Source organism: Achromobacter sp. JD417 (assembly GCF_041879325.1).
Lineage (GTDB): Bacteria > Pseudomonadota > Gammaproteobacteria > Burkholderiales > Burkholderiaceae_B > Achromobacter > Achromobacter mucicolens.
Genome location: NZ_CP087159.1, coordinates 4,494,700 through 4,508,940, shown reverse-complemented (window position 1 = coordinate 4,508,940; position 14,241 = coordinate 4,494,700). Strand labels below are relative to the sequence as shown.

General features: G+C 60.4%; 12 protein-coding genes and 1 pseudogene. 9 read left to right on the top strand and 4 right to left on the bottom strand.

The features are described from left to right. Positions 1-44 precede the first annotated feature (44 nt). From LN047_RS20815 to dmeF, 9 genes and pseudogenes are all read left to right on the top strand, one after another. Positions 45-536 (top strand): plastocyanin/azurin family copper-binding protein, encoded by a 492-nt coding sequence (locus LN047_RS20815; RefSeq protein ID WP_050449055.1) that lies wholly within the window; start codon positions 45-47, stop codon positions 534-536. A gap of 42 nt (positions 537-578) precedes the next feature. After that, positions 579-2,441 carry a copper resistance system multicopper oxidase gene (locus tag LN047_RS20810; RefSeq protein WP_050449056.1) on the top strand — a complete coding sequence of 621 codons (1,863 nt, stop codon included), beginning with the start codon at positions 579-581 and terminating at the stop codon, positions 2,439-2,441. A 327-nt stretch (positions 2,442-2,768) separates the two neighbouring features. Then, on the top strand, positions 2,769-3,590 hold the full coding sequence (locus LN047_RS20805) for a copper resistance protein B (protein ID WP_370641235.1): 822 nt from the start codon (positions 2,769-2,771) through the stop codon (positions 3,588-3,590). Positions 3,591-3,801: 211 nt separating this feature from the next. Next, the gene (gene copC, locus LN047_RS20800; RefSeq protein ID WP_050450192.1) at positions 3,802-4,188 is read left to right on the top strand and encodes a copper homeostasis periplasmic binding protein CopC; all 387 of its coding nucleotides are present in this window, start codon (positions 3,802-3,804) and stop codon (positions 4,186-4,188) included. Positions 4,189-4,195: 7 nt separating this feature from the next. Beyond that, positions 4,196-5,116 carry a copper homeostasis membrane protein CopD gene (copD, locus tag LN047_RS20795; RefSeq protein ID WP_050450193.1) on the top strand — a complete coding sequence of 307 codons (921 nt, stop codon included), beginning with the start codon at positions 4,196-4,198 and terminating at the stop codon, positions 5,114-5,116. Positions 5,117-5,167: 51 nt separating this feature from the next. Further along, positions 5,168-5,641 (top strand): DUF411 domain-containing protein, encoded by a 474-nt coding sequence (locus LN047_RS20790; protein ID WP_175236335.1) that lies wholly within the window; start codon positions 5,168-5,170, stop codon positions 5,639-5,641. Between the two features lie 196 nt (positions 5,642-5,837). Next, positions 5,838-8,114, top strand: coding sequence for a copper-translocating P-type ATPase (locus LN047_RS20785; RefSeq protein ID WP_370641234.1), 2,277 nt, complete (start codon positions 5,838-5,840; stop codon positions 8,112-8,114). 279 nt (positions 8,115-8,393) lie between these two features. Continuing rightward, a complete protein-coding gene (locus tag LN047_RS20780; RefSeq protein WP_083447582.1) occupies positions 8,394-8,720 on the top strand; it encodes a four-helix bundle copper-binding protein in 327 nt (108 codons plus the stop codon). Between the two features lie 257 nt (positions 8,721-8,977). Continuing rightward, positions 8,978-9,776: pseudogene (gene dmeF, locus LN047_RS20775) on the top strand (CDF family Co(II)/Ni(II) efflux transporter DmeF); the annotation flags it as partial. Positions 9,777-10,559: 783 nt separating this feature from the next. On the opposite strand, the gene LN047_RS20770 reads toward dmeF, so the two are convergent. Genes LN047_RS20770 through LN047_RS20755 form a run of 4 tightly spaced genes read right to left on the bottom strand, consistent with a single transcriptional unit; the run spans position 10,560 to position 14,222 of the window. Continuing rightward, positions 10,560-11,351, bottom strand: a complete 792-nt coding sequence (locus LN047_RS20770) for an ABC transporter substrate-binding protein (protein WP_373982166.1) — start codon at positions 11,349-11,351, stop codon at positions 10,560-10,562. A gap of 50 nt (positions 11,352-11,401) precedes the next feature. Further along, the gene (locus LN047_RS20765; RefSeq protein WP_373980073.1) at positions 11,402-12,172 is read right to left on the bottom strand and encodes an MBL fold metallo-hydrolase; all 771 of its coding nucleotides are present in this window, start codon (positions 12,170-12,172) and stop codon (positions 11,402-11,404) included. 4 nt (positions 12,173-12,176) lie between these two features. Beyond that, complete coding sequence (locus tag LN047_RS20760) at positions 12,177-13,148, bottom strand: Bug family tripartite tricarboxylate transporter substrate binding protein (protein WP_373980072.1); 972 nt, start codon at positions 13,146-13,148, stop codon at positions 12,177-12,179. A 27-nt stretch (positions 13,149-13,175) separates the two neighbouring features. After that, a complete protein-coding gene (locus LN047_RS20755) occupies positions 13,176-14,222 on the bottom strand; it encodes an Ldh family oxidoreductase (RefSeq protein WP_373980071.1) in 1,047 nt (348 codons plus the stop codon). Positions 14,223-14,241: the final 19 nt, after the last annotated feature.

The window sequence follows — 14,241 nt, the reverse complement described above, 5'->3', positions numbered from 1 at the left end:
ATAGTGCCAAATACTACCTTTCCATCTAAGCTCAGAGGATTGCGATGGCTAAGAAAAAGATATTGGCTAAAGCGGCCACAGCCACGGCTGCGTTGATGATTTCCCTGGGTGCGGCGGCCTCTGGGGACCACGCCGGGGGTCATCGCGACGGCCATGACACGGCCGCGGTGATCGGCAAACCTGGTTCGTCCGACAAGGTGTCTCGAACGATCGACGTCAACATGACAGACGCCATGCGGTTCATGCCCAGCGACGTTGAGGTCAAGGCCGGCGAGACGGTTCGGTTCAACGTGACCAATTCGGGGAAGATTCGTCACGAAATGGTGTTGGGGACAGAAGCAACTCTCGATGCCCACTATCAGATGATGCTGAGCGATCCCCGTATGCGTCATGAGGAACCCAACTCGATCTCATTAACGTCCGGAAAGACGGGCGAAATCGTGTGGCAGTTCGACAAGGCAGGGCGAGTCGCGTTCGCATGCCTGGAACCGGGCCACTATCCCGCAGGCATGAAAGGCGCAGTGTCGATCAAGTAACCAAGACCGGGGGCCTTATTGGCCGCCCCGGGGAGATAGCGAATGACAAGTGCAGTTTCAAACCCACGCCGCCGCTTCGTTCAGGGCTTGGCTGCCGGAGGTACGTTGGCCAGCCTCGGTCTTTGGCGCACGCCCGTCTGGGCGGCCACCAACGCGTCGCAGAATACAGTGCTGTCTGGCACCGATTTTAAGTTGGAAATCGCGCAGACTCCAGCGAACCTCACGGGTGCGCCACGTATGGCCACAACGGTCAACGGGACACTGCCTGCTCCGACATTGCGCTGGAAGGAGGGCGATACTGTCACGCTACGCGTGACTAATCGCCTGAAAGAGGATACCTCGATTCACTGGCATGGAATCCTTCTTCCCACGGGCATGGATGGCGTGCCGGGGCTCAGCTTTCCTGGTATTCGTCCGGGGGAGACGTTTGACTACCAATTTCAAGTGCGCCAAAGCGGCACCTATTGGTATCACAGCCATTCGGGCTTCCAAGAGCAAACCGGGCTGTACGGCGCGATCGTCATCGATCCTGAACGTCCCGACCCGGTAAGCGCAGATCGCGATCACGTCGTACTGCTTTCGGACTGGACCGACGAAGATCCGATGAGTGTCTTCCGCAAGCTGAAGGTGTCGCCCGATTACTACAACTACATCCAACCATCGGTTGAGAGTCTCCGAGAGGATGCGAAGAGGGTCGGATGGAAGCAGGCATTGAATGAGCGTCTGATGTGGCAGCAGATGCGCATGAACAATACGGACCTCGCCGATGTGTCCGGCGCCACGTATACCTTTCTGACGAATGGGAAATCGCCCGCTGGGAACTGGACTGGACTCTTCAGGCCAGGAGAGAAAGTGCGCCTCCGCTTTATTAACGGCTCGGCAATGACTTATTTTGACGTCCGGATCCCCGGTCTGAAAATGACCGTGGTGGCCGCTGACGGGCAGCCCGTCAGGCCGGTGGAAGTGGATGAGTTCCGGATCGCTGTCGCAGAGACCTTCGACGTTATTGTCGAACCGGCTGAAGACCGTGCCTACACCATCTTTTCGCAAGCTATGGATCGGTCTGGCTATGCGCGCGCTACGCTCGCCCCGCGCGAGGGAATGCAGGCGGAAGTTCCCGCATTAGACCGCGTGCAAGTTTTGACCATGATGGATATGGGCATGGCTCACGATATGCCTGGGATGGAGGTGGGCGGCTCGAGTGGAGCCGCGATGGAGGGAATGGATCATTCCTCCATGGGAAGCACACCATCGTCAGGGCCAGGCGCTATGGATCATGGTTCGATGCAGGGCATGGATCACGCCGGCATGAGCGGTATGGGCGCAATGTCGGGAATGGCAGGAATGAACCATGGCAACAATGGAAATGAAGGGGGCATGGTCGAGGTCAAGCACCCCTATCCGGAAGAGCGCAGTCCTGCCAATACGATGCCCCCCGACGTCGTCTCGACGAGATTGGACGACCCGGGCCCTGGCTTGCGCGATAACGGCCGCAGGGTTTTGACATATGCCGATCTCCATTCCGTGATGGAACCGGCGGACAATCGAAATCCCACGCGGGAGATCGAGCTCCATCTGACGGGCAACATGGAGCGCTACATGTGGTCATTCAACGGTCTTAAGTTCACTGAGACAAAGCCCATTGTGCTGAAGTTTGGAGAGCGGGTCCGCTTTGTTTTGGTCAATGACACCATGATGACTCATCCCATTCATTTGCACGGAATGTGGAGCGACATGGAGTCCCCAGATGGGAAGTTCCAAGTCCGCAAGCACACAATAAGCTTGAATCCTGCGCAGCGTATCACCTACCGAGTGAGTGCCGACGCCCGAGGAAACTGGGCATATCACTGTCATCTTCTTTTTCATATGGAAGCTGGCATGTTCCGTGCAGTGGTCGTGGAGTGAAGGCAAATGACAAACCATAAAGGTACGAAAAATCGGTTCGCGGCGATTGCAGGAGGGGCAGTTCTGGCTGTCACTGGGGGGTTAGCGATGGCTCAAACGAATCCCGGCGCAATGCCTGGTATGGGCCATGGTTCGGTGGATGGCATGAACCACGGTTCGGCGGAAGGATCTAGCCAGGATTCGGGGAAAGGCATGGACCATGGCTCGATGAAAAACATGAGCCAGGATTCGATGAAAGGCATGGACCATGGCTCGATGAAAGGCATGAGCCAGGATTCGATGAAGGGCATGGACCATGGCTCGATGAAAGGCATGAGCCAGGATTCGATGAAGGGCATGGACCATGGCTCGATGAAAGGCATGAGCCAGGATTCGATGAAAGGCATGGACCATGGCTCGATACAGAACATGGCGGGCGGAGCGAATTCAGGCGAAGTGCCGGTTGGAACTTTACCCACAAGCGACGGCACAACAGAACAACGATATTCCGCTTACGACATCCATCCACACATGATGGACAACATGATCACGAGCCATCTGCTTTTTGACAAACTGGGAATGGCGTATGACAGAGATGGCAACACTGGTGTTCAATGGGACGGCCAGTTCTGGGTCGGGCGTGATCTGAATAAGCTCTGGATAAAGAGTGAAGGTGATCGGGTCAATGGCAGCACTGACGGAAAGATCGAGGCGTTCTGGAGTCACACCGTTTCACCATTCTGGGATCTACAGTTGGGTGCGCGACGCGATTTCGGCACTGGTCCAAAGCGCAACTGGGCCGCGATCGGTGTTCAGGGAGTGGCTCCCTATAACATCGAGACGGAAATAACGGGTTATGTGGGAGGTTCTGGACGAACCGCGCTCGCGCTGAAGGCTGAATACGATCTGCTACTTACACAGCGCCTAATCCTGACTCCAGAGATCGAAGCCAGTGTGTACGGAAAAGACGACAAGGCGCGAGGTGTCGGTGCGGGCTTGTCGGATGCCTCGCTCTCCTTTCGCTTGCGCTATGAGCTGACCCGCGAAGTTGCACCGTACATCGGTGTTTCGTTCGGACGAAAGTTCGGAAAGACGGCGAGCTATGCGAGCGAAGAGGGAGAAAGCCGGTCTGAGCGCGCGATCTTGGCTGGGGTTCGCATCTGGTTTTAGCGTCTAGCGCCGCCCAACGCATTTTGTCGGTACCCTAGCTCTCTTAGCAACGACACGCCGGCTTTGGGAATGAGCCTTTCCAACTCGTGGTTCGAGTTGGATGGGATACGAACCGAGCAACCGACAACAGTTTGACACTTCCAACATCCCAAATGGCAGGGCGGAACGCCGCTCCAATGATTTTAATCCGCAGTGTATTTAGGACCTCACAATGCCAACCTTTTTCGCAACAATTCGCGCCACTTTGACTATGGCCGCTATGCTCGCCAGCGTCGCGGCCATCGCTCATCCGAAGTTGCTTTCTTCCTCGCCCAGCGACAAGGCCGAGGTGACTGCACCTCCGAAGATCGAGCTGAAATTCTCGGAAAATCTGACAACGCAATTCTCAGGAGCGACGCTGGTCATGACCGGTATGCCCGGTATGGCGAACCACGGGCCGATGAAGGTGAACGCCAAAATCTCAGGTAGCGATGACCCGAAGGCTATGATCATCACGCCGGCGCAAGTGCTTGCGCCTGGCAACTACCGAGTGGATTGGCGTGCGGTGTCCTCCGATACGCATCCAGTCACCGGCAGTATCGCGTTTACCGTCAAGTGATTCCTGAATGGACTGGCCGACTGTCGTCGTGCGTTTCGCACTCTATCTTGACCTTGCCATGCTTTTCGGGCTGCCGCTATTCAGTATGTACGCGCTACGTCAACGGGAAATCGCCTCGTCGACGGGTGCGCGATTCTTAGCGGTTAGCACGGCGCTCGCTGCTCTGGGCATCATCCTGTCGCTGGCCAATATTGCCATAATGGCCAAAAGCATGACCGGCGCCACATCCTACGCAGAGCTTCAAAGCCACGTCTTCGAAATGATCGTGACAGGCACTGACTTTGGCGCGGCATGGGTGGCTCGACTGGGTGCGTTGATGCTTTGCGTGCTAGTGGGAGTACTTGCTCGCACGCATCAGAGGGTCGGACTAGGCATTTTCTCGATAGCCGGTGGCATCGCGCTGTCCACACTCGCTTGGGGCGGGCATGGTGCCATGGACGAAGGCTTTAGGCGCTACGTTCACCTCACATCGGACATCGTGCATTTGATCGCTGCCGGCGCTTGGGCGGGCGCGCTCCTCGCGTTCCTCCTGTTATCTCAGCCGACAGCCACCTCCGGCAACGTTGCCTTATTGAACCGCACTTCAAACGGCTTTGCCCAAGTGGGCACAGCCATCGTGCTGACGCTTGCCATTACGGGCGTGGTCAACTATTTGTTGATCGTCGGTGCTTCGCTACCCGATATGTCGTTGACATCCTACGGTGGTCTGCTTGTCGCAAAGCTTGGCTTATTTGGCACGATGCTTGCACTGGCTGCCGCTAATCGCTTCTATCTAAGTCCGCGTCTGGAGCACGCCGTCCGAACGGGCGATCATGCGATAGCTGTTCTTACGCTACGTCGTAGCCTCATGTTCGAGAGTAGTGCTGCCACTCTTATCCTGCTTCTTGTTGCAGCACTGGGGATCCTGTCACCATCGCCCATGTCGTGATGACTTCCAGGACTCTAGTGCATTTTCTATACCGCCAACCCGAGAAATTTGATGCGAACAGAAAGCCACAGCGCCAATCTTCTGCGTAGAGCCCTATTGGTGACGATCGTCTTGTCTCCCATCCCCTTGATGGCCCAACCGAAGACGCTCATCGAAGTCTGGAAGACGCCCACTTGCGGCTGCTGCAAAGACTGGGTGAGCCATCTCGAAGCCAATGGCTTTGAAGTGACCACTCATGACGTCAGCGATACCTCGTCTGTACGACAACGTAACCGCATCCCGGACGCGTTCGGCTCCTGCCATTCCGCAGTCGTTGGAGAATATGTACTGGAGGGGCACGTCCCGGCCAGGGAGATCACCCGACTGCTGAAGGAGAAGCCAAACGCAGTCGGACTGGCGGTTCCGAGCATGCCTCTGGGCTCGCCAGGAATGGATGGCCCGGACTACGGAGGAAGGCACATGGCCTATGACGTGCTTCTCGTCCTGCCCTCAGGGAAGGCAGAAGTCTATCAGTCCTATACATAGCGTAAGGCTGCCGGCATCTCAAGACTGATTCGATTCCTCAGATCGTGGGCCTTTCAGAACAAGCCTCTAGTAAGGGATTGACCTTCCGGCGATGGAAAGGCCTATGCTGTAGATCTACGCCATCCTAGCGAGGAGTGTCATGGCAAAGCCTACCAAGCCGCCAGCTGGTGTCGGTGACCATTCCGGGCATTCGTCCATGGGCGAGCCTAGCCACCACGCATGTCACCGAGACCGCGCCGACCAGCCTATTGATGGGGCAGGTCGAGGGGGGCATGCAACGGGTGGGCGACATGTACCCCATGCCCAGCCCACAGAGTATGACGCGACGCATGGTGCCCTGCCGGCACCTGGGAAAATTGCCGCGCAGTACACATGCCCCATGCATCCACAAGTCCGACGAGCCGGCCCGGGCAGCTGCCCCATCTGCGGCATGGCACTCGAACCCGTAACGGTCTCTTTGGATGATGAGCAGGACGGCCATGAGCTGCGTGACTTCAATCGTCGGTTTTGGATAGGCCTTCTGCTCACCTTGCCGGTATTTGTTCTGGAAATGGGTGGACACCTCTTCAACCTGCACCGATTCATCAGCCCGCAAACGTCCAACTGGATACAACTTATCTTCGCGACCCCCGTCGTGTTGTGGGCAGGCTGGCCGTTCTTTTCGAAGGCATGGCAATCGATCACGAATCGCAGTCTGAACATGTTCACACTGATCGCACTGGGAACAGGCGTAGCTTGGGTGTACAGCATCGTTGCCACTTTCATACCGCAACGGTTCCCGGAGGCCTTCCGTCCACAAGGTGCGGTGGCCGTCTACTTTGAGGCCGCGGCAGTGATTACGGTTTTGGTTTTGCTCGGCCAAGTCCTCGAGCTTCGTGCTCGCGAAAGAACTTCGGGTGCGATTAAGGCGTTGCTGAGCCTTGCGCCGAAAACGGCAGTAAGAGTCAGTCCGAATGGTCAAGATGAGACTGTAGATCTGCAGTCCGTGCAGGTGGGGGATAACCTGCGCGTACGCCCGGGAGAGAAGGTGCCTGTGGATGGCCAGGTCGTCGAAGGGCGATGCACGGTTGACGAGTCGATGGTGACAGGTGAGCCTATTCCGGTGGCGAAAACACCGGGCTCCCGTGTGACAGGGGGGACAATGAATCAGTCCGGCAGTTTTGTCATGCGTGCCGACCGTGTGGGTGCGGACACTTTGCTAGCTCGGATCGTTCAAATGGTAGGCGCGGCGCAGCGAAGTCGCGCTCCGGTCCAGCGATTGGTCGATCAAGTGGCCGGCTGGTTTGTGCCTGCCGTCATCCTCGCGGCTGTACTGGCATTCGGAGCATGGATGCTGTGGGGGCCGACGCCCGCCTTCACCTATGCGCTGATCGCAATGGTCTCCGTTCTGATCATCGCGTGTCCGTGCGCGCTCGGGTTGGCAACTCCTATGTCCATCATGGTCGGTGTCGGCCGCGCCGCCCAAAGCGGGGTACTCATCAGAGACGCGGAGGTACTGGAGCATATGCAGAAAGTGGACCTCGTGATCGTCGACAAGACAGGTACTCTAACGGAAGGCAAGCCCACAGTTACAGAGGTTGTGCCGGTCGAGGCGATAGACCGGGCCGACCTACTTCAGGCACTCGCCAGTGTGGAGCGCGCAAGCGAGCACCCCCTTGCTGCAGCCATCGTCGGCGCTGCGGAGAACGAGGGAATCCAGCTGTTGCCGGTGGCCGATTTCGACTCTCCTGTGGGGAAAGGAGTGATTGGGCTGGTGGCTGGGCGCCGAGTAGTGTGCGGTAGTGCCCGCTTCTTAGAGGAGCAAGGGGTGGACGTGCCCGCCGAGCGCCACGGAGAGGCTATTCGCGAAAAAGGAGCCACCGTTATCTACGTAGGCTGGGATGGCCAATACGCAGGATTAGTCGGCATCGCAGACCCCATCAAGTCGACCACGCCGCAGGCGATCAAGGCCCTTCATCAGGCAGGAATCAAGGTGGTAATGCTGACGGGAGACAACAAGACGACGGCCCAAGCCGTTGCGAGGCATTTGGGAATTGACGAAGCAGTAGGGGAGGTGCTGCCAGAGGACAAAGGGGCGGCTGTACGGCGGTATCAGGGAAAAGGCCACACCGTCGCGATGGCAGGTGACGGCGTGAATGATGCGCCTGCACTTGCCGCGGCGAACGTCGGCATTGCCATGGGGACCGGCACGGATGTCGCCATGGAAAGTTCCGGCGTCACGCTGCTTCACGGCGATCTCATGGGCATCGTCCGAGCACGCCATGCTTCCAAAGCGACGATGCGGAATATCAAACAAAACCTCTTTTTCGCATTCGTCTATAACGCTGCAGGAATTCCCGTTGCAGCTGGCGTTCTTTATCCGGTCTTCGGAATATTGCTCTCGCCCATTATTGCTGCAGCGGCCATGGCCTTGTCTTCGGTGAGTGTAATTGGAAACTCGCTGCGACTTAGGTCTGTAGACCTGGATGCATAGCTGTCATGGGCTCAAGCTCTAGCCAGGTGCGGCATCGCTTGCGGGCGGGGACCGCGAGGCGCGTGCGGTAACTGGTCCTCAGTGAGCCTAGGTAGCTAGCCTCGCTGCGCGGGGCGACATTACTCAAATGTAATGAAACAGAATACAGCGTTGGGCTCTGCAGCTGGGTTGAGTTCGCCCGGTCCATCTCTGCGCTTAAGCAGCGACGTTACGGGGATGCGGCATGAAACGTGCTGCCAGATATGTGGGCGCTAACGCCCCATTCCATAGGAGCTCTCCATGAACTCGACTCAATATGAAACCTGTATCCGCGAATGCTATACCTGCGCCCAGGCGTGCGACCAGTGCTTCGCCGCTTGCCTAACAGAAGAAGACGCAACGAAGATGGCAAGATGCGTAAAGCTTGACGCTGATTGCTCGGCAGTATGCAGGCTAGCGGCGGCATATATGGCCCGAAGTAGCGAATTCGCTCGCCAAATATGTGACCTTTGCGCGGAAGTATGTGAGGAGTGTGGCCAGGAATGCGCAAAATTCCAGAGTAGCCACTGTCAACATTGCGCGAGCATATGCAATGATTGCGCGCAGGCCTGCCGTGCCATGGCGTAGTCGGCGTGCTGCAATCCGCTGAGGCGAGGGCGAGAGCCAGCCCCAGGCCCTCGCTCGATCTGTGTAAAACCGCAAAAATTTGCAGGCATCTCGCCCTTCCCACGAGCCAATAGACACCGGGCATCTGTGCCCCTAAGCCCACCACTCGATGGCGCTGCCTGGAGGGCTGCTTAATCCCTTCGCCGGCATTCGACAAGGAGTGTTGTATTTAATCTACTATAGCCCCCCTATACTATTTGAAATGACCGACATGGCACTACGGCTCGATGGCACTTGTCGCCGACGGCTGGCACATGTCCACACACGCTGGTGCCATGCTTATCATCATGCTGGCATATGGCTACGCGCGACGCTATGCAACAGACCGTCGGTTTACCTTCGGCACCGGTAAGCTAGGCGACCTGGCCGGCTTTGCCATCGCCGTAGCGCTTGCGTTGATCGCCATGCTCTTTGGCTGGGAAGGCGTCGTGCGTCTAGCCAATCCCGTTCCCATTAGCTATAACCAGGCCATCGGGTGGCTATCGTGGGTTTGGTGGTGAATCTAGTGTCGGCTGTCTCCTCAAAGACGCTCCTTCCCATCATCATGACCACGGTCACCACCATGATCACCATTTTGAACACGGCTTCCATGCCAAGGACAACAATCTTCGCGCTGTCTATATTCATGTCTTGGCGGACGCTCTAACTTCGGTACTTGCCACTGTTGCGTTGATTCTAGGCCGCAGCTACGGATGGTTATGGGCTGATCCAGTCATGGGTGTGATCGGTGCGTTGGTTATCTTGCGCTGGTCGTGGCGACTGATCCGTGAATCCGGCAACGTGCTTCTGGATGCCACCACTGAAGGGACCAAGGTGCAAGAGGAGATCGCTGAGGCGCTAGCGGGGAGCGAAGATTCGATTGCGGATCTGCATGTTTGGCAGATCGGTCCTAGTCACTTTTCCGCTATCGTCTCGCTTGCGACTCAGAGTCCCAAGGACAGTTCGTTCTATAAGGCCAAATTGTCGCACATTCACGAACTTTCACATTTGACTGTCGAAACACAAGCTCTCAAGTAGCTAAGGACGGAGAGGCGGCGCGACCCGTGCACTCCGTCTAGCCCCTTGGGCGACGCGCAACGAGTCTCTATCGTACGACGACGGGTCCAATCTTTTAGTTTGTGTGTTGGTCAGTGCTCCGAAATGGATTACGACAACCGGGCGAGGAGTCTGGTCGCCGGCGCGCTGACATCCACCGATTACTTGCTTGACCTCGAGATTGCTCTTCAATCGCCGCCTTGGAGCGCGGTCCGCTTACCGGCCCAAAAAAACATTCCCTCCGCCGCAATTCTGATGACCAAAGTTCCTACAGGCATCCACGGCCGCGGAGCATGCCCGAGCGGACCTACGCCGCTGCGGCGAGCTGTCCGCATGACTGCAGCTTTGTTGCTGCAAACGATTGCTTCTTGCCGAAGTTCGACATTTTCAGCTGTCCGCTTCTGGCCGGAATCGGTCCGTCGTGACATGTGGGCGAGGGAGAGTCGCTAAGAGTGTGAGCCAGTAACAGGAGCATCCGTCGTTGGGGGGGGGCGGCCGCCTGCCTAGATTTGGGGGGGCGAGCGGCATCGCCGTCCGGAATAGGCGACGACGCTGCACTGACGCCCACGCAATCTGGTCGAGACATTGCATGCCTGAGTTCAATGAACGTGTCGTCCAAGAGTTCCACGGTCAACGAACCGCGCTGGCCCAAGTGCATCAATCAAATTTCATTAAGCCTTCGATTTAGATAGGGCTTCGGGTTCGAAGTTACATGAAATTCGACGTTTGGTCGCTCTCATCGGGGTTTATCAAACCTCCCCTCCTTTATCGACTTGTAGGCGCGACGGCCGCGCCCTCGATACCATGGCGAGCCAAGGATTGCTCAACGAATCCGCTGCGTTTCACGTCCTCTACGAAGGCGGCCAGGAGCTTCTGCGCCGCTTCGCGGCGCCCGCGCGGCAAGCCCATGGCCTGGCGGATGGTCATGAAGCTGCCGGGCAGCAGGCGCAGGCCGCCCAGGCGGCGGGCGTCGGCTTCCAGTTGCTGGCGCACGCCGGCGGCGACGTCGGTGCCGGTCTGCAGGAAGGTGTCGACCACGGTGGGCGAGGTGGCGGCGCGGGTGATGGTGGCGCGTTGCAGTTCGCGGGTCAGGTGCAGGTCGTAGGCGCTACCCAGGCCGACGGTGACGCGGTGGCGCGGGTCGTCGACCTCGGCGATCTCGCGCAGGGGCGAATCGTCGCGCACCAGGTAGGCGCCTTCGATCAGGACGTAGGCGTCGGTGAAGGCGATGTCGGCGGAGCGCTTGGGGTCGATGGCGAAGAAGCCGATGTCGGCGGCTTCCTGGCTGACGGTGTCGACGGCCTTGCCGGCGCTGTCCAGGACGATGAGTTCCAGGGCGACACCGAGCCGCTGCGCGAAGGCGCGGGCCAGGTCGACGGAGACGCCTACGGGGTCGCCGTTGCCGTCGCGGTTGGCCAGGATGGGGTTGCCAAGGTTGATGGTGGCGCGCAGTGCACCGGTGGGCGTAAAGGCCCGGATGATGTCGGCGGGTATGTTGGCGGTGCCGGAATGGGCGGGGGTGTCTGAAAGGGCGGTAGTGTTGGAAATCGCGGTCATGGTGGTCATGGGAAAGGACGGTAGGAAATTCAAAGGCGGTGGCAGCCAACTCAAACGCTGTACCGCCCCGCACCCGGCGCACAGCACAGGTCGATCCGTTGCGGCTCCAGGTCATCCCCGAACCATGCATTGATCGCGGCGCGGCGCTCGCCGACATAGACCGGCGCGCCATCGGCGTCGAGCTTCATGCCCAGGTCATGGCCCGGCACCAGCAGGGTATCGGGCCGCTTGCGCCACCACTCCCAGATGCGTTCCAGGCTGGCATGGCTGGCGGCGGCGTCGGCGGTGTCGACCACCTGGCCCGAGACCAGTTCGGCGCGGTTCTTGGCGGCGTCGCCGGTGAACAGGATGGGCTGGCGCGGATCGTCGACGTAGAACAGCAGGTGGCCCGGGGTATGGCCGGGTGCGGCGATGGCGGTGATGCCGGGCAGGAAGGCGTCGCCGTCGTCGATGCGGCGCACGCGGTCCAGCCGGTCGAGTTCGCGCACGTACAGTTCGGGCAGCGGGTTGAAGCCGGGCGGTTGCGCGGCGGCCCATTCGAGTTCCCGCGCGCCGATCCAGACGGTGGCGTTGGGGAAGAGCGTGAAGTTGACGGCGTGGTCGTAGTGGGCGTGCGTGAGGACGACGTCGGTGATGTCGGCCGGCGCGACGCCGCAGGCTTCCAGGTGGCGGCCGAGCAGGTGGCGCACGCCGAACGCGCCGACGTCCACCAGTATCCTGTGGCGGTCCGAGCGCAGCAGGGTGCTGGTGCTCCAGCCCAGGCCGCCATGGCAGATGGCGCGGCCGGGGTAGCCCTGGATCAGGATGTCGATCTGGTACATGGGGTCACTCCGCGGTGATGTGGGCTTCGCTGATCAGCTGGAGGTAGCGTTGCAGGTCGTCGCGCAGCTGGCGCGTGAATTCCTCGGGCGTGCCGGCGATGATTTCGTTGCCGCCTTCGGTGGCCAGCTTGCGCACCACCTCGGGGTCCTTGACCGCCTGGACCACGGCGTCATGCAGGGTGGCGATGATGCGCGGATCGGTGCCGGCCGGCGCCAACAAGCCCTGGAACTGGGTGATGACGAAGTCCTTGTAGCCCAGTTCCTGCATGGTGGGTAGGTCGGGCAGGCTGGAGGCGCGGCGCGGGCCGGTGACGGCGTAGGCGCGCAGCTTGCCGGACTGGATGTGCGGGGTGGCGGTGACGGTGGTGTCGAAGGTGAAGGACAACTGCCCGCCCAGCACGTCGGTCAGGGCCTGGGCGTTGCCTTTGTAGGGCACGTGCGTCAGCTGGGTGCCGGTGCGCAGGGCAAGCAGTTCGCCGGCCAAGTGGCCGCCGGCGCCCAGTCCGGCTGAGCCATAGGCGACCGCGCCCGGCTTCTTGCGGGCGGCGGCGAGCAGGTCATCGATGCTGTGCGCGGGCGACTGCTGCGGCACCACCAGCGCGTACTGGTAGCTGGTGATCTGGCTGATCGGGGCGAAGTCCTTCAGCGGGTCATAGGGCGTTTTCTTGTACAGCGACGGGTTGACCACCAGCGGGCCGCTGGCGTCCAGCAGCAGGGTGTAGCCGTCCGGCGCGGCCTTGGCGACGAAGTCGGTGCCGATCATGCCGTTGGCGCCGGGCTTGTTCTCGACGACGATCGTGCCCTTCAGGGTTTTGGCCATGCGGGCTGCGACCACGCGCGCGGTGATGTCGGCCGCGCCGCCGGCCACGTAGGGCACGATCAGGCGGATCGGCTGGCTGGGGTAGTCGGCGGCGCTGGCCAGCGGCGCGGCCAGCGCCGCCGCCAGGACCAGGGTGAGTCGGGCGATGTTCTTCATGTTGTGGGTCTCCTCCGGGATGTCGCTTCAGCCTTGGCCGGCGTGTTGGCGCAGCAGGGCCAGGACATCGGCGGCGACTTCGATGCCTTGGGCGCGCTGGCGGGCCAGCTTGGCCAGCTCAATCTCGCCGGGCTGGATCACGGGGCGGGCCGGGTCGGCGGCCGGGCTGGCGTGCAGGATGGCGGCGAAGTCGTTCATGCGCTCGGACAGCCATTGGGTCGAGCCCAGGCGGCGGGTGTCGATCAGCAGGAAGAAGTGGCCCAGGTTTTGCGGTTCGTCCGGCGCGTCGACCCAGGATTTGACGTGGGTGAGATAGGCTGCGTTGGACAGCAGGCCGGCGAACAGGTCTACCATCAGCGCCAGGCCGTAGCCTTTGTGGCCGCCGATCGGCAGCAGGAAGCCGTCCAGGGCCTGCTTGGGGTCGGTGGTGGGCTGGCCCTGGGCATCGGTAGCCCAGGAATCGGGGATGGCCTGGCCGGCCTTCAGGGCGTTGCGGATCTTGGCGCGGGCGACCACGCTCATGGCCATGTCGAGCAGGAAGTGCGCGCCGTCCGGATTCGGCACGGCAAAGCCGATGGGGCTGTTGCCGACGCGCGCATCGGTGCCGCCCGAGGGGGCGATGGTGGTGGTGGCGTTGCTGCCGATGATGCTGGCGTAGCCGGCCTCGGCGGCGATCAGGCCGTAGGGCGAGATCGGGCCGAAATGGTTGCTCTGGCGGGCGAACGCCAGCCCCACGCCGCATTCGCTGGCGGCCTGCATGGCGGCGCGCAGCGCGTGCATGCCGACCAGCGGGCCGACGCCGTTGTCGCCATCGACCAGGCGCAGCGCGGGGGCGGGGCTGTCCACGCGGATGCGGGCCTGGCGGTTGATGCCGCCGACCTGCAGGCGCTCGCCATACGATTCGATGCGCGACAGGCCGTGGGTGGACAGGCCGAACAGGTCGGCCAGCACCAGGATGTCGACCACGTCGACGGCGTCCTGGCGCGGCAGGCCCAGGCCTTCGAAGGCGCGCACGCCCAGGGCGCGCAGTTCGGTTTCCGGGATGAGGGAGGGGGAGCCAGCGGTGGCGGCCATGATCAGCAATCCTTGAGTG